18 protein-coding genes are annotated in these 15288 nt (G+C 60.4%); 15 read left to right on the top strand and 3 right to left on the bottom strand.

Annotated features, from left to right (window positions below; genetic code table 11):
- Nucleotides 1-146: 146 nt before the first annotated feature.
- A complete protein-coding gene (locus ACSQ9E_RS33635; protein WP_436220456.1) occupies nt 147-2783 on the top strand; it encodes an AAA family ATPase in 2637 nt (878 codons plus the stop codon).
- Between the two features lie 252 nt (nt 2784-3035).
- On the opposite strand, the gene ACSQ9E_RS33630 is transcribed toward ACSQ9E_RS33635, so the two are convergent.
- Both ACSQ9E_RS33630 and ACSQ9E_RS33625 read right to left on the bottom strand, forming a co-directional pair.
- On the bottom strand, nt 3036-4268 hold the full coding sequence (locus ACSQ9E_RS33630; protein WP_436220455.1) for a hypothetical protein: 1233 nt from the start codon (nt 4266-4268) through the stop codon (nt 3036-3038).
- A gap of 13 nt (nt 4269-4281) precedes the next feature.
- Nucleotides 4282-4989 (bottom strand): ERCC4 domain-containing protein, encoded by a 708-nt coding sequence (locus tag ACSQ9E_RS33625; protein ID WP_436220454.1) that lies wholly within the window; start codon nt 4987-4989, stop codon nt 4282-4284.
- A gap of 173 nt (nt 4990-5162) precedes the next feature.
- Here ACSQ9E_RS33625 and ACSQ9E_RS33620 point away from each other — a divergent pair, with 173 nt between their 5' ends.
- Nucleotides 5163-5504, top strand: a complete 342-nt coding sequence (locus ACSQ9E_RS33620; RefSeq protein WP_436220453.1) for a hypothetical protein — start codon at nt 5163-5165, stop codon at nt 5502-5504.
- 65 nt (nt 5505-5569) lie between these two features.
- Here the strand turns inward: ACSQ9E_RS33620 and ACSQ9E_RS33615 are convergent, their stop codons facing one another.
- A complete protein-coding gene (locus tag ACSQ9E_RS33615; protein ID WP_436220452.1) occupies nt 5570-5812 on the bottom strand; it encodes a hypothetical protein in 243 nt (80 codons plus the stop codon).
- Between the two features lie 871 nt (nt 5813-6683).
- On the opposite strand from ACSQ9E_RS33615, the gene ACSQ9E_RS33610 reads away from it, so the two are divergent.
- The 13 genes from ACSQ9E_RS33610 to ACSQ9E_RS33550 all read left to right on the top strand — a co-directional run bounded on the left by ACSQ9E_RS33610 (nt 6684) and on the right by ACSQ9E_RS33550 (nt 15059).
- Complete coding sequence (locus tag ACSQ9E_RS33610; RefSeq protein ID WP_436220451.1) at nt 6684-6926, top strand: hypothetical protein; 243 nt, start codon at nt 6684-6686, stop codon at nt 6924-6926.
- Between the two features lie 107 nt (nt 6927-7033).
- Complete coding sequence (locus ACSQ9E_RS33605; protein WP_436220450.1) at nt 7034-7552, top strand: hypothetical protein; 519 nt, start codon at nt 7034-7036, stop codon at nt 7550-7552.
- 236 nt (nt 7553-7788) lie between these two features.
- A complete protein-coding gene (locus ACSQ9E_RS33600; protein ID WP_436220449.1) occupies nt 7789-8478 on the top strand; it encodes a hypothetical protein in 690 nt (229 codons plus the stop codon).
- A 343-nt stretch (nt 8479-8821) separates the two neighbouring features.
- A complete protein-coding gene (locus ACSQ9E_RS33595; RefSeq protein WP_436220448.1) occupies nt 8822-9097 on the top strand; it encodes a hypothetical protein in 276 nt (91 codons plus the stop codon).
- The gene (locus ACSQ9E_RS33590; RefSeq protein WP_436220447.1) at nt 9094-9516 is read left to right on the top strand and encodes a hypothetical protein; all 423 of its coding nucleotides are present in this window, start codon (nt 9094-9096) and stop codon (nt 9514-9516) included. The genes ACSQ9E_RS33595 and ACSQ9E_RS33590 overlap by 4 nt, the downstream gene beginning before the upstream one ends.
- Before the next feature lie 91 nt (nt 9517-9607).
- Nucleotides 9608-10567 carry a DUF7221 family queuine tRNA-ribosyltransferase-like protein gene (locus tag ACSQ9E_RS33585; RefSeq protein ID WP_436220446.1) on the top strand — a complete coding sequence of 320 codons (960 nt, stop codon included), beginning with the start codon at nt 9608-9610 and terminating at the stop codon, nt 10565-10567.
- Nucleotides 10568-10672: 105 nt separating this feature from the next.
- Nucleotides 10673-11275 carry a hypothetical protein gene (locus ACSQ9E_RS33580; protein WP_436220445.1) on the top strand — a complete coding sequence of 201 codons (603 nt, stop codon included), beginning with the start codon at nt 10673-10675 and terminating at the stop codon, nt 11273-11275.
- Between the two features lie 13 nt (nt 11276-11288).
- Nucleotides 11289-11861, top strand: coding sequence for a hypothetical protein (locus ACSQ9E_RS33575; RefSeq protein ID WP_436220444.1), 573 nt, complete (start codon nt 11289-11291; stop codon nt 11859-11861).
- Nucleotides 11862-12040: 179 nt separating this feature from the next.
- The gene (locus ACSQ9E_RS33570; protein WP_436220443.1) at nt 12041-12292 is read left to right on the top strand and encodes a hypothetical protein; all 252 of its coding nucleotides are present in this window, start codon (nt 12041-12043) and stop codon (nt 12290-12292) included.
- Between the two features lie 312 nt (nt 12293-12604).
- A complete protein-coding gene (locus tag ACSQ9E_RS33565) occupies nt 12605-12841 on the top strand; it encodes a hypothetical protein (RefSeq protein ID WP_436220442.1) in 237 nt (78 codons plus the stop codon).
- Between the two features lie 83 nt (nt 12842-12924).
- Nucleotides 12925-13395 carry a DUF262 domain-containing protein gene (locus ACSQ9E_RS33560; protein ID WP_436220441.1) on the top strand — a complete coding sequence of 157 codons (471 nt, stop codon included), beginning with the start codon at nt 12925-12927 and terminating at the stop codon, nt 13393-13395.
- A gap of 350 nt (nt 13396-13745) precedes the next feature.
- Nucleotides 13746-14207 carry a hypothetical protein gene (locus ACSQ9E_RS33555; protein ID WP_436220440.1) on the top strand — a complete coding sequence of 154 codons (462 nt, stop codon included), beginning with the start codon at nt 13746-13748 and terminating at the stop codon, nt 14205-14207.
- A 573-nt stretch (nt 14208-14780) separates the two neighbouring features.
- Nucleotides 14781-15059, top strand: a complete 279-nt coding sequence (locus ACSQ9E_RS33550; protein WP_436220439.1) for a hypothetical protein — start codon at nt 14781-14783, stop codon at nt 15057-15059.
- Nucleotides 15060-15288: the final 229 nt, after the last annotated feature.

Genomic DNA, 15288 nt, shown 5'->3' with positions numbered 1-15288 from the left:
CTCGCGACACACGTCCGCAGGTTTTGGACAGTAGCGGGCGCGCAGCCCATCAGGGATGTGGCAACTGCGGCCACGGCAAAGAATCTGAGAGCGCTCGCTGAAGCCGGCCGCCAAGAGGTATCGTGTGAGCCCTTGGGAGGAATCCGATGCAAATAATTCAAGACATTGCCGTTTGGCTGTCGGAGCAGCCGGCGTGGCTGAGCGACTGCGCTCGCAGACTGATCAATCAGGGCAATCTGACCGATGAAGACCGGGCCGACCTTGTCGCGCTAGTCAAGTCCCACCATGGTCTGACAGACCCTATGGGCCGACAGCCAGTCCCCATTGACCTCTCGGCAATTCCCGAGCACCCGCAACCAGGCGCAGACATTCGGTTGCGAGCGCTTCGCGAGCTACAGCACCTGAATGCCCTAGATTCCTCCCAGTGCCTCACATTCCAGCCCGAAGGGATCACTGTCGTTTACGGCTACAACGGCACCGGTAAGTCGGGGTACGCGCGCGCGCTTAAAAAAGCCTGCCGAGCTCGCAGTGTTGAGGCCGTGTACCCCAACGTCTACGCGTTTTCGGCGACAGTGGGCACGCCAAGCGCCACCATCGATTGGCTGCAAGCCGGTGAGCCGAAAACGGGGCAATGGATTGATGCCACCGAAGCTCCGTCAGCGTTGTCACAGATCTCTGTATTCGACTCAAACTGCGCAAGGGTCTTCCTCGACAGCCAGGCGCAGGTCCTATTTGTCCCTGGCGGTCTGGAAGTCATGCATGGGCTTGCAGCGGAGATGACAGAGATCCACGGGCGGCTCGTGGCTGAGATGCAGGGAGATAGTTTGGACCTCAGCCCGCTTTCCAACCTCGCTGGGCCGCATGTGGTGGGCCGGGAATACGAACGCCTGAGTTCTCGCAGTACGCCGCAAGAGTTCCAAGCACTGGCCAGTCTTTCGGAAGTTGAACGTCAGACCCAGACCGCCCTGCGAAAGCTCTTCAACCACCAGGATCCCGCCCGGCAGGCGGAAGGTATCAGGCGCCTGTTGCGGCGGATGTCCAGTGTCACGCAGGAACTTTTGGAGTGCTCCCAACAACTTCAAGACGTCGAGATACAGCAGCTACGCCAAGCGTTTGCCGCATTCGTTGCGGCTGAGGGCGCATCCAAGCTCATAACCGACAAGTTGCGTGCAGATGGCGCTCTAGTCGCAGGCACTGGATCGGAACCTTGGGAGGTGCTGCTTCGAAGCGCGATGACATTTGTGTCTACGCAGGCATACCCGGGCCACTTGTTTCCAGGTCCTGACCAGGGTGCCAATTGCGTTCTGTGCCAGCAGCCACTCACGGAAGAGGCGTCCACCCGACTGCGGTCCTTTGTGCAGTATCTGGAGAATGATGCCCAGCACCAGCTCGCGCAGCAGCGCGCAACCACCATCCGGATACTGCGCGCCATCATGGCCTTGAGCCCCGAGTCCCTTCCAACAGACACCGCACTGCTAGATGAGATCGAAGAAGATGAGCCAAAGCTGGCTGCGTCTATAGAGGCCTATGCAGTGGCGTTGGCGGCCCGGAAAGCTAAAGTGGTCCAGATGGCTAGCTCGAGGACGATTGGGACACTAGAGCCCCTCCCTGAGCCTCCATTTCAGGCAATCGAATCGTGGGTTGAGCAGAGGACTGCGGTGGCACTGGCGCTGGAACAGACGATGACTCAACAGGAGCGCGCGGAGAAGCTTCAACAGCTCGCAGATCTGGACTCTCGAGAGCGTCTTGGCCCGCTGCTTCCACTCGTTCTCCAGGCCATCGAACAGTACAAGCGCAATGGTGCATTGATGGGGGCAATTCGCAGCTGCAGCACCGCAGCTTTGACCCGTAAGACGACTGAATTGTTCGACGCTCATGTTACTGAGGGGCTGAGAACCGCGTTTACCAACGAACTCGGCGTGTTAGGCATCCCGAACCAGCAGATCCTGCTCGAGATGATTGGGCAGAAGGGCGGCCGTCTGCAGCAGTTGAAGCTGCAAACCACTCCGCCGTTCTCTAAGACCCGGCTATCGCACATTCTCAGCGAGGGAGAACAGCGCGTCGTCGCCTTGGCGATGTTTCTTGCCGAGATTGGTGTTGGGCCTGGCAACTCCGGCCTGATTTTCGATGATCCAGTGTCTTCACTTGACCACCGCCGTAGAGATCGAATCGCACGACGGCTGGTCGTAGAGGCGAAGAAGCGGCAGGTCATTGTCTTTACTCACGACTTGGCGTTTGCACTGGCACTGACTGACTACGCTGATGACCAGGGGGTGAGTTACGCACACCGTCACCTGTCAGCCAATATGAATCGCAAGGGCCTGGCCTCTGAAGACTTGCCATTCGAGGCCAAGAAGATAAAAGGCCGCATCGAGGACCTTCGCGCGCTTGCCGCTCGAGCCAAGACAGCCCTCGAGACCAGCGCTGATTTCGAAGGATACAACGACCTTGTACGCAACGGCTACCGGCGTATGCGTGACACTTGGGAGCAGCTCGTAGAGGACGTCTTATTGCAGAGCACAGTGCGGCGCTATCGAGTGTCGGTTGAGACCACCCGGCTGCGATCTGTTTCGGTAGAAGACGGCGACGCTAGCGCCGTGTACAACGGCATGACTCGATGCTCCATGTTCACACATGAAGGTGGAACCGAAGCCCCTCCGACACTACCTGAGCCTGCTGAGTTCGCTGCGGACGTTGAAGCCCTTGCAGCCTATGCGAAGCAGCTGGAGGAACGCGCCAAGGTCACCCAAGAGCGAAGGAAGCTGGCCGGCCTGGGAGCCTAGCGACAAGTTTCTTGGGCGTTCAGAGTTCTTCAACAGGTGGTCGCTTTGATCCCTAGCATGCCGTTGTCTTTATGTGCGGAGTCGTTCAGCTGGGGCGAAACACAGCTGAAGGCAAGCCAGAAAAAAAAAGGCCCGCGCGAGGCGGGCAACTTGCACTTGCAAGGGAGGGAGGCCGGTGAAAGCACCGGCGGGAGGATCGTACACGCACAGCGAGGGCCTCGGCAAGCTTCTGCGGTGTTCCCCAACGTGCGCTCAAACCATCGCAGAAAATCGCTTAGCAGCCTCAGCTGGGGCCGATGCGAAACACATCCACTCCCGAAGCGTCTCCAACTGGTTGCGGTAGTCCTGTCTAAAGAACTGGAACTGAGCCCAGGTCCAGTTTGGCGGAGCAAGCATCTCGTACTTCGATCGCTTTGCTCTGCTGACTGCCTCGCGAGACAACTCTGGTGTCATGTGGGCCTGCAGGTGGTGCCGCAATGCATCTCCTCCCTTGGCTTTGAATCCGGTCCCAGCCAGTGCGACGAGTTCCCTCAGCTTCGAGATAGCCATGCGTTCCAGCGCTTCTTGCGCCGAGGGAGGGGGACGCTCGCGCGCCAGCCCGAACTCGATCATCTGCTTTAGCTGAGCGGTGTTCACCCCTTCCAGATCATCGAAGAACTGATTCGACTTCCAAGACACGGAGAGGTACCGGTTGAACAGGGTCGCTGGGACACGGTCTGCGAGCTGAAACAGCGATTCGACGTCTCCTTCTTCGATCTCCAGCGACTCGAGGCTCGCGATATGGCTGTAGTTGGCGTAGGTGAGTCCGCCCCGGGCGTATAGCTCCTCTCGCGCTGACTGGACACTCCATTCTGGTTGTTCCGGCAGACATGGGGCACCAGCACGCAGGCCTTCAGCGACGGCCCGCGCATCCCTTCTAAGCGTCAACCAGGGAGGCCACAGAAAGCGCGCCTTCACGTAGACAGCGAAGACGTCCCAAATGCTGGTGTCAGCGTCCAAGAGGCGCATGCATCGCACGGCTTGTACTTCACTGACAGCGTGCACTATGACCAGTCGAGTGGAATCGCTGGTAGCTCGAAAAGCGTACAGCTCGCAGGGCTCTCCGTTGATGGTCCCAGGTACCCGGCCCACGGGTCTGTTTGGGACATGGGCTGTCCCAGGAACGAACGCCTCGTCGACCAGCGCGCGCTGCCCATCGACAACTCGCTGTTCCCGCTGGGCGAGGACCTCCGCATGCTTCGACAGCGCCTCTGCGTTTGGGGTCATCACTCCGTCTGGGCCTGTGATCCTGAACAAGTACCTGATCCAGTATTGGCGGGGCCCCGACTCCTCACTGCGCTGTACGACGCAGCTTCCGGCCGTTGCATCGACGCTCATCACCCGGCCCTCGAAGGTGTAGCTGCCGGAGCCCCCCGATAGCCGCTCAATCTGTACTGGGTTGCCATGCAGCGCTGCGCGTCTCAAGGCATTCAGGAACTCGTTCATGGCCCAGCCCGGCTCACACGCCATCCGTTGCTGCGGGCATGCCCTTGGCGAGGTTTTGCATCTCTGGGGGCGCGTCTGATGAGATCAGGCCCCCGGCGCGCAGCGCGAGGTGAATACGCTCCGCAGTCTTCTTGCCGACCCCGGGCGTCGAGCAGAGATCTGGAACGGACGCATTGAAGACGGCATGCGCGCTGCCGAACCTCGACACCAGGGCCTTTGCTCCCGTGGGCCCTATGCCTGGAAGCCCCTCTACGAGGAATTGTGTCAAATCTCCCAGATCTTTGGGCTTGTTGGCGCGCAGTGCGACCTCACAGCCCAGGCCTTCCTGCAGATGGCGCGCCAGGGTGACCAGAAGCAGTGCAGTTTCCGTGGCATTCGGGACGGTGACCACCGATACCCCCTCGATGGCCATCAAGTAGGACAGCGCCCCTCGGATCGCGTCGGGAGCGATCGCGGAGCGGGTCGCGTACGGGTTGCCTTCAATGATGAAACATTGGCGCTCATATTCGTCCTTCATCCGCCGCACTTGGGCGAACAGCCTGCGATCCATGATCGAGGCCACAAAGTCCGTAGCATCCTTGCGCTCAACGCCATAGTGCTCATGCGGTAGGTAGTCGGCACAAGGCAGCTCTTTCACCTCCACGGTGATCCCCTGCGTGCGGTGCAACTCGGCGAAAACCGGGGAGCGGCTCTCCCGGCTGTCGATGATGATGTGGGGCATAAGGTTTTCTCCTGGCCGGGCTGGCATTGTGCCAGCCGTGCTGCTCCGCCGGCATCTGCTTGCAACAGCCTGGTGTTGCACGCGCACCAGGTGACCTGGCCGGCCTGCTGAGCGTTGTTTGCCGGCGCTATGCTCACCGGTTGCGAGTTTCTGCGATAGACATGGATCGATTGATGGCACACCTACTTTTCAAATGGGCGCTCAGCGGCGAACGCTACGTCTTCACCGGGCAGGCCACTACCTCCCGAGGTCAGGTGCCCGAAGTTGATACTGAGCTGGTGGCAATCTGGTCCTGGCTGCAGAAGTGGAAAGTCCGCACGGGTGAATTCGACTGGACCGCAACCCGCAGGACCGTCACCTCAAAAGAGGAGGTCCTCGCGGTCGAGAAGGGGGCCCTGGTCGCCGACGGATCCACGGTGCTGCATCCGGTGGAGACGCGCCTGGTGCTATCCCTGCCGGAGAAGGTGGCGGTGCAGTTTCGATTCGAATTCAACGTGGTGGACGACAGGCGCTGACGTAGCACCGGCCTGCCCGAAAGGGTGGTCACAGAACACCTGGCGGCCGCGGAGCCGCCTGGCAGTCAGGGTGTGAGCAATGGCAATCGGTCGTGGGCAAACAGCACGCCTCGTAGTTCGTCGCGCTCGACAGGGCTGATCTGCCCCAGGTCGTACAGGCCGTACACGTAGTACAGGCCTTCATTGACCAACACCCCCCGCTCCACTTTGTCGGCGCTCGTGAATTTGCCCAGCAGCTCCAGCCAACGACTTCTGCAGCGGTCGTTGGGCATTACCTCAGACAGGGTCTCGGTGATCGCTGATGGCATGTGTGATCCTTCAATGTGGCGAGAATTTTCGCCCAGCTTCAGGTCGCGCACTTAGAAGATTCACCACCGAACATCAAGCGCTGTGCCCGGCCGGAAGCAGAAAAGCCCTGGCGTCTGGTGACGCCAGGGCTTGGTGCTGGTGTAGATCTGATGAAGCACCAGCTGCTCGCGGTGCTCCCTTCGATCTGGGCGGCCCCGATCAGAGCCGAAGGCCTGGTCGTGAACTGCGTCCAGGTGGGCCGTAGAGGGCGTGGAACTGGCTGTCGTAGGCAGCAAGCCGCCTTTCCTGCTGACCTGGTGTGCTGCGGCCAGCGCCGGCGGTGGCCAGGGAGTTCGCTGCGCGACCTGGCGAAGCCTGCGCTGAAGCTGGCGTGGGGGATGGCCGCGTGCCGGATGCACGTGCTTGGAAGCTCATGGTCTGGGTCCCTACTTTGCGAGGCGACCCAGTCCCTCGGAGCGGTGTCGCCCCTGGGGTGAAAGTGATTTCTTGAGGCCGCCCTGGACGGGCAGCGGGATGTGCACATGGATGCACGTTCAAAGCGCGAGGCCGTGAAACCGCTGCAGGCTAGCTGGAAACGTCCACCCTCGCAAGCAGGTGAGTGCCTGGGGCCTTGGGCCGCGCAGCGACGCAGACAGTTGCCAAGGCTGACGAGTTCGCTATGCTTTCCGTCTCCCAGGGCTTTCGGCCTTGACGGTGCGTTGTATAGCACCCCCGCCCCCGTTCACGGGGCGTCCGATTCGCATGCGCAAGGCGCAACTGAACTGATTGCGCGCAGACCGCCTGCTCAACCTCGCCCTTCGGCGAATCAATCCCCGATGGGCCTTGTTGCCCCCGGCGCCAGGTCCATCCCAATTCCGAAAGGATCGCACTTTGGAACAACCTGAGAGCCGAACAACCACCGCCGTCATTGCTGCGGCCGGCGAACTGCTGATTCGCGCAGCTGCTCGGCTGGGCAACTTGTCCGCTGCAGAGCAGGCACGACTGAACGTCGCATCAGAGGGCAAGCTGATCGATGGCCTCACCTGGGCAATTCAGGCTGCCGTCGAGGTCGCGCCCGAGCTCCGCTCGAGCCTGAAGCGCCATCCTCCGCAGGGCTTCATCGGCAAGTTCTAGCCGTCCCTTGCGCGCCTACGGGCGTCTTGGGCATAGGATATTCATCAACCCAGAGGGGCACTAGTGCCCGACGGGTGGCGGTGCCTCTCGTAGCCATTGAGAGACCAATGACATCCACTAATTCCGCAACTATCCGGCCTGCAGATACTGCAGACTTTCTGCGCATCCTGGCGAGCGCGACGGCTGTCTCCATCGACAACGGGGCGCAAACTTGTGCCTGGTCCGTGGCGCAGGCCTCGGGCGAATGCGACAACCAGGTTGTGCGCTTCACCTGGTCCAATTCCGAGCACACCTTCGAATGCATCCTGACCGAGGGCGGAATAGCCGCCGGCGGATTTGAAAGCGACGGCACCTTTGTGTGCGATGACCATGAAGGCAACCGTGCAGAAATCAGGATGCTGCTAGGTCATCGGAGCCCTCGGGGTCGGTCACCAGAAAACGTCGCAGTGCTGGACAAAGCGATCGAGGCGCTATCCCCTGGATCCGCGTCGCGCCCTGAAGCTCTGGCAGCGTTGACCGCTCTGCGAGATGACCTGCGAAAGCACGAGGAACAGATGGCTTCAAGGGAACGGTGCCCGACTGGAGCCGACTACAACTGGCTGGTCGACCGCATCGGCTTGGTCTGAGCACCTAACCGCCGCAGTCGCGACGGTACTTTCTTCAACCCCCACGGGCGCTGCCCGTGGGGCAGTGCCCATCTTCAGCCAACAGGATTCTGAAAATGGACATCATTGCCAACACAACCCCAAAGCCGCCTCCGATTTGCGCAGCCCAGAGCTCCGAGGGTCTGGCCTGTGCAAGGGCCGCAAAGTGCTACACCGTAGCAGTCACTGGTGGCGAAGGCCTACCCACAGCTCCTTTCATGGCTCGCTTTGAAGTGGACGAGCAGCTGGCGCGAGAGATTGTCAGGCTCGCAGCGGTGGTGGACGAGAATCACGTCTACAAGCTGGAGCGGCCAGACTATCGTGCCCAGTTCCTCCGCCACGATCCGGCGCCCTACCCGCGCAGCTCTGCGGATGGTGCTGATCTGATCCCACGGCGGACTGATCGCGACATGCTGGTGGTGACAGTCGACGAGTTCTACTTCAGCGCTTTCTGCAAGAACACTGACGTGGCAGTCGAGACCGAGGCCCAGCCCATCGCTGTGCTGGCGGATCACTTCGGCTTGGCCTACAGCTATTCACCCCTGTCCGGCGTTTCCATCGGGCAGGAGCCATCGACACAGCTGGAACGCGACATCGACCGCGCGCTGCTGCTGAGGGCTCAAGCCTTGGCCCTGCTGCAGGAAGCTCAAGCGATTGATCGCCTCAAGCCATTCACTGTGACCCACACCCATCGGGAGGGTGAGTCCACCTACGTGGTGTGGGCCCCCGCAGCGCTGACTCAGGGCCAAGCCGAGGCAGTGCTCGAATGCAATTTCGAGCCAGACCGCGACGAGACCCTGGTGATCGAGGGCCGCCATACGCTCGAGGAGCTTACTGGCGTGGCCATCGGCTCGCGTCTTCTCGACATAGTCGGCGCCGACGACCACTTGTCCTATGCCCCGGCATGACCTCGCGCGCCTGCTAGCCAGTGCGTCACGGACCCACTAGGGTCCAGGGGCATGCATCTCTACCGTGCAGGCCGCTTTCCATGCTGTCAGCACGGCGGGAGCATCGTGCGATGGTGCACAATCATGGAAGCGTCGCCCTCGGGCGACCGCTTTCCAAAAGGTCGACCGACTTGGGCCTTTTGGAAAGCGAGTTTCACGCGACCTGGCTTGCCTGGTCAACGAAGGTCCCAGCTGGGGACTGAAAACATCCAGCGCCAACAGCCTCTACGAGGCGATTCAATCCCTGATGGGCATTCGTGCCCACAGGGCCAGTGCCCGTCTTCAACCCCTTGGAGATAGGTTCATGAAATTCAACATGCCGTCCGGCAATGGCTCCGGCACTACCCCATCCCGCCCTGCCCTGGCGCTCTCGCCACTTGGCGACGAGATACAGCCCGCTGTGGTGCTGCTCACCCCGTCGGAAGTGGAGCTGCTTGCGGCCGCTGTGCAGTGCTATCGCGACCTGTTGGCTTCTCCGACTTCGGCCGATCGCGATGCCAATGGTGACGAGTGGGCAGATCGTGAAGTCCTTCAGTGCGACGCCCTGCTGGGGGACAAGCTGAAGGTGGTCTCCCAATGACGATGGGACTTTCACCCAACGCGGAGACGCCCATCCGGCAGCTGCGCTGCGAAAGCAGCTCATGCGCGATAGGCGGCCTGGCCCAACCCATCCCACTGCGTGTGCTGCAGGCCATCGGCCTTCACATGTGCCGGCTGAACGATATCGCTGCTGCCCTCTCAGGGGTGCGGCGCGCCCGCGGAGACGGGCACTTTCTGGCCGTTGAACTGGCGGATCGGGCTGGGCGCATCAGTGCTTCTCTCGATGCGCTTGGACAGGTCCATGACCTGGCGGAGGCCAACAATGTGCGGTTCGCCTTTCTCGCCGAGATAGCCGACCGCGGAGTTCCCGACTTCACACACTTCGGCTGGGCCACTGAGGCGCTGCCGGGCTGGTGGCGTGAGGCCCAACAGCTGGCCTCGCAGCCAACCTCTGGATAGCGTCGAACCGACGTCCTGGAATCTATTCACCCGGATGGGCACCAAGTGCCTTCCGGGCCGGGTGCTCGTCTCTTTCAAGTGAGAAAGCACTATGTCCAACGTCCCAATGGGGCAAATCAACGCACAGGTCAAAGACGGGCTTCTGGTGCGCGTCGGCATACCGCACAAGGGCGGTAAGCTGGCTTTTCATGCATTCAACGAAGGCTACTCGGCCATGGTGAGCGCGAACGCCTTCTGGAATCCGAAGAAGGGGGAATTCGCTGTGCCCGAGGCCTCGGACCTGTACGAGGTTCCGTTCGCACTCGACTCCGCGGGCTTCGTTGCGGTCTCGCTGTACCAGGCCAAGGGGCGGCAGCCCGGCATTGCCGGGGTGTTCCCTTGGACCTTCCATCAGTACATCGAGCTCGCCGGCCTTCTTCGACCTGAGTGGTTCAGCCAACCTGACCTTTGCGCGGAGCCGCAGCTCGCCGCGAGCCCGACGGAGGTCGACTATCGCGTTCGAGCAACAGCAACGCTGCTTGAAGGAACGCTGCGAATCATCTACGCCTGGCAGAACGAGCTGGCCAAGACCTGCTCCAACGACACCGTGGCGAGCATGCTGCCGCCGCCGGTGCCCATCCTTCAAGGGTGGTCCACAAGCGACTACCAGCGCAGCCTTGATCTTCTGTTGCAGGTCTGGCAACGCTGGGAGCCGTGGCTGGCACCGCCTCGCCTAATCGGGCTGGGTTCGGTATGCCGCCGCGATCTCCACCATCCAGAGCACGGTCTTTACGCCGTCCTGCGGTCGCTCGACGGGAAGTTGCCGGCGGCGTCCAAGGTTCACCTGTTCGGGGTGAAGGGAGCCGCGCTCCAGGAAGTGCAGAAGCTGGGCTGGGTAGGCTCGGTGGACTCAATGAGCTGGGACTTCGCAGCGCGCGTGAAGGCACGCAGCGCTGGTCACTCCAACACCTTCTCCCATCGGACGAAGGAGATGACCCGGTGGATGTCCGCTGCAGCCGCCCGGGTGATGCAAACAAAGGGCTCGCAGCTGCCTCTCAGGCTGTCTGCCTGAGTCCATTCTTCTGTGTCGGTCACCTCGTGGCCGGCGTTCAATCCCAGACGGGCAAATCCGGCCCGATTGGGCTTGTGCTCGTCTTCATTTCTCATGGAGATCGAAATGTACAAACTACCTGAAGGCAGGTCTTCTCTTCACGACCACTGGTCTGGTTGTGAGCGGCGTGGGTTCGTCCCCACCGCGAACCAGCAGCTGGTTATCGCCGAGGTGCAGTCTGCACTTGATGCCGGGCTGTACTACACCAGCGAAGTCCGGGAGCACTGCGCTCGCGCAATTGGCCTTTCCGAAGAGGCTGACCAGGCGAACTTTGAGAACTTTCGCGTAGAAGGCGGCGTCTTTGGCATGGACTGCTACTACGCGCGGAGGTACCTGGATGCTCGCAAGGTCCACGCTGCTGAAGACGATGCGCGCGCAAGACTGCGCCCGTTTGTTGGTCAGAGGCTGGGCACGATCGTGTTCAGCGACTACAAGCGCTGTACTGGCGCTTTCATCTCAAAAGTGGAGGCAGAGAAGCTTGAGCTGCAATGCAAGCGGGGCTCCCACCTCTTGACCTACGAGGTATCCGTTTTGAACGTGAAGCACGCGATCGACCGCGCCGCCGAGAAGAAGCTCCGCAAGGATGACTTCGACGGCTTCGCGCCGCCAGTGGACACCCCTGCCCTGCCTGCGGTGTCCGAGTGTGTTGGCCAGTCGGCCCTGTTCTGAAAGGAGGATGAGCATGGTGAATCCACACCTTGGCGCCGCTGCGCCCGTTGCTTGCTACGGAACGTGCGAGGCCCCGCTCACTCTCGAGCAGGGCCGCGCAAGGGTCCGCAAAGACTTCCTTTGCTTTGCCAGCCTGGTGATGAGCCAGGTCCAGCTGCCTGATGGCCACTCGTTCGCACAGGCAACATCCCGTGCACTGGATCAGCAGCTGAACTGGAATCTGGGTTGCGAGATCTTGTCCTCAGACGCAGGGCTCAGCGTATTCGGGCGCCGCGCTGTCTACGACAGCAGCGATGAGTCTCAGCTAAAGGTGGAGGTTCGCTACTTTCACCCGGAGCTGCATTACAGGCCCACGATGAGAAGCTCGCCGAGAGTCTCTCGCCAGTACAACGACGGCTTCGCCGTCCACCTCTGGGTGGACCAGGGGCGGCCGTTTTGGGGAATGCACAGATCCCTCATCGCAGGGAGCGAATTTTGCAGGAACCAGCCATCACCTGAGGCTTTGGCTGAAGAGGTTGTCATCCGGCTGCGTCTTGCGATCGAGCGCCGCACCACGCCGGCCTCCATTGCGGCGCTGGCCAGCTGATCCTCTGGATCAGCAATTACGGTGCACGCCACGGGCCTTCGGGCCTGTCGCGCGCGCCAATAAATGCACCCAGGACACATCGGTAGATGTGCCTGGGCTGCAGTTCATCCACTCGGACGGGCACCAGTTGCCCAACTGGGCCGGTACCGTCCTTTGCAGGGTTCAGGAAAATGGCACCTATGACTCCAATCATTTCGGATTTGGTGGCTCGACTTGGACAGCCGGGTCGAGAAAAAGGACCTGGCATATGGGTCTACACCACTGTGCAGGGAGCGGCCACTTTGAACAAAGGTGACGACCACCCTCTGAAGAAGATCGGGCAATTCGCCACAGACGATCTGGCTCGGAAGGCGTGCGAAGATCACTTCAAGAAGGCTATGCGCGCAATGCTGAACTTGGGCAAGAAGTTGCCTGATGTTCGGTATGCGTGACTGCAATTCAACCAAGAGCCCCGCGCTGATCGAAGGATCAGCCGCGGGGCTTTTTCCTTGCTGCACGGGCTCTAACGAGAGCTCCTTGCAGCATTGGCGATATTCAACCGCGGGATCTATGTGGGTCATCTCTCCGACTCCGCGTCGAGAGCGCATTTCTCTTTTCGCCTGGATAGGCCCCATTCAAAGGTTTGCGCACCGAGCTACTGGCGACACCGAAAAAATGGTCCTCGGCCCCGTGCAAAAGGGCTCTTGACATGGTGGACATGTACCCTAGTATCAGTGCAAGAATATTGCAGATAGGACGAGGATGTGGCCAAGAAAATTTGGAATTTGAATTACGTGGTGGGCAACCCTGCTATGTTCACGCGGGTAACCAAGTACGCAGGCAATCCAATGTCCCGCGCCGAGGCTTTGGCCAGCGCGGAAAAGATTGCTGCCAACGGGGGTGGCTGGCGCGTGTGGGTAGAGCGCACGGACACCGCCGAGCGCATTTTCGAGAGTGCCGCTGAGAAAGGCCATCGGGCCGAATTGGTGTCTAGCCAATGAGAGAAATGATGTCGCTACCAGATCGCCTCCTGTCAGGAACTGCTTGCCCGCGCACTATCTCCAGCCTATGGGAAGAGGGGCGTGTGGAGACGACCACCGCTGGGGAGCGCCAGTTGCTGTCGCTAGTACTGCCGCCCTGGCAACGCCCGTCGGTTTGGGATGTCGAACGCCAGCGGGCCTTCGTTGAGGGCATCCTTCTGGGATTCCCGCCTGGAGCCATCGTCACTGTCGCGCCGGACTGGTCTACTGGCTCTGACGGCAAGGTCCTCGTCAAACCTGGTTCGAACTGGCTCATCGATGGGCAGCAGCGCGTAACTGCGATTCAAGAGTTCATTGAAGGCCGTTTGCAGGTGTTTGAAGGCGTGCTTTATGCGGCCATCCCCAGGGCGGAGCAACTACGGCGGTTTGACAGGGTGGTCTTGACGCGCATCGAATTGCCCGCCACCACCGACGAAGCGACTCTTAAAGGCCTATACCGCCGCATGAATTACGGCGGTGTTACCCACACCCAGCACGACTTGGATCGGCTGGAAGCTGCGGCGGCTGCCGCTTGATAGGAAAGCATCATGACCGCAACTTGTGAGGGCACGGATGCGCCCTAATCACATCAGCATCGGAAGCCCATTTGCAACGATGGCGGGCATTGCATTGGATACACCGATTGGCGGTATGGCCGGGGTTTGCCGGGGTGGCCCCACCGCGTTCTTGCCGTCGCTTCGCCAACAATGATCGAGAGTTGTGAGGGCCGGGATGTGCCCCAAGTACATCAGCATCGGAAGCCCATGTGCAACGATGGAGGGCATTGCATTGGCTATACCGATTGGCGGGAGGGCCGGGGTTTGCCAGGGTGGCCCCACCGCGTTCTGTTCGTAGCGACGCAAACAATCTGAGCGGAAAGATGATCATGCAGATCAACAAGCCCAAAGGGCGCCTGGCCAAGAGAATGGCCTTTTACGCCCTCAATCGCCGCAAGGCGCAGGGTCGGTCTTTCCTCAGGCAGCTTCGCGCTGCCCTCCCCGCAAAAGCCGAGCACCAGCCCGTTGCCCCTCTCTCCACTGTGTACCAGGGTGAGTGGGAGGCTCCGACCTTCGAAGCCTTCCGTGCTGGCTCACGTATCTGCACGGAAAGCGACATGTCGATCTACGTCAGGAACGCAACCGGTGGTGGCTTGGAATTGGTTGCAGGCTACGTTCGTTTGAGGGCGATGCTGGACGTGCAGGGCAAGGCCTGGGTTCGCAACACATCGACCGACGAACAGCTTGAAGTGCATGAGGTGGGAGGCCAGCTGTTGGCACTGACGCCTGATGCAGTTGCTGCAGTGCAGTCTGTGGCCGCTACCTCTATCTGCCATGCCGCGAAACGCTGACAATGGAAAGAATGAGTTGATTACGAATGTGTAGTGATCCTGCAACCAGAACTGACAAGGGAAGGAGAGCAAGGCGTGCTTCGAAAAATTTGGGATCGCTATACGCTTACAGCAGCACAGTATTGTGCGAAGTATGGCCACGATGTACGTCACTGGCGACAAACAACCGGCCAGGGCAAGTTCGGTGATTGCGAACGCTGCGGCGCAAAAAACGTGCAAGAACCATATTCGAGTTGAAATCAAGGAAACCAATGAGCCACAGTGTCACGCTTTACTGCGAGGAGACCATGCAGATGGTCCACGTAGCGGAGCATTCATCGAGCTGGTTTCGAGGTGCGGACAGCGCTACTGTGGTGGGGGCCTTCTGCCTGGCTCACGCTGGCAAGGATTTGCGAGCAACGCTTCAGCAGCCAGGTGAGTTCCAGAACTGTATGGAATGGGTCGCATGGACGCCTGAGAACTGCAAGGATAGCTACTTCGCTGTAACTGGGCGTGACCTTGCAAAGCTAGAGCTGGAATAGTGAAGGAAAGCAGATCATGTAAAAGGCGACTGACTTTGAAATTCTTCGCGATGTGCAGGCAAGCGGCCTGCACAAGATCCCGCTGGCGAGGCAACCTGTTCGGGTTGCAACGCTGGTCAATGAGGCGGAGTTCATGCAGGACCAGCTATTGGTTCACCACAAGACGGTCTTCTTTGAAGATCGTCTTCATGACTGGGACTGGCGAGATGGGCAGTTTCGCTACTACACGCGCGACGCCGAGAGGGCTGATGTGCTTGTGGTCTATTCCTTGGAAGAAGTTCAGTCCAGCGCCAACTTTGACCCAATGACCGGCGCCGCGTTGGCACAGTGAGATAGGAAAAAAGACAATGGCAGAGCTTGATCGACTGGATGAAATTGCCCGGCAGGCATGGGATGGCAACTATGAGTGCGCAGGTGTGCTGTCTACGGGCGAGCTTCTGTACGTGGCGCTTGCGTCCGGCCGCATGCGGGAGTTAGCGCCTGGTGACTCCATTGCCTACGCGGTGGATCGAGTTGGGGCTGAGTGGATGGCGCACATGTTGAAGGTTTGGCGTGCGACG

The sequence above is a fragment of the Acidovorax sp. LjRoot118 genome, assembly GCF_964253575.1.
Lineage (GTDB): Bacteria > Pseudomonadota > Gammaproteobacteria > Burkholderiales > Burkholderiaceae_C > Acidovorax.
The sequence above is the reverse complement of the archived record's forward strand: the minus strand, read 5'-3'. Positions and strand labels throughout refer to the sequence as shown.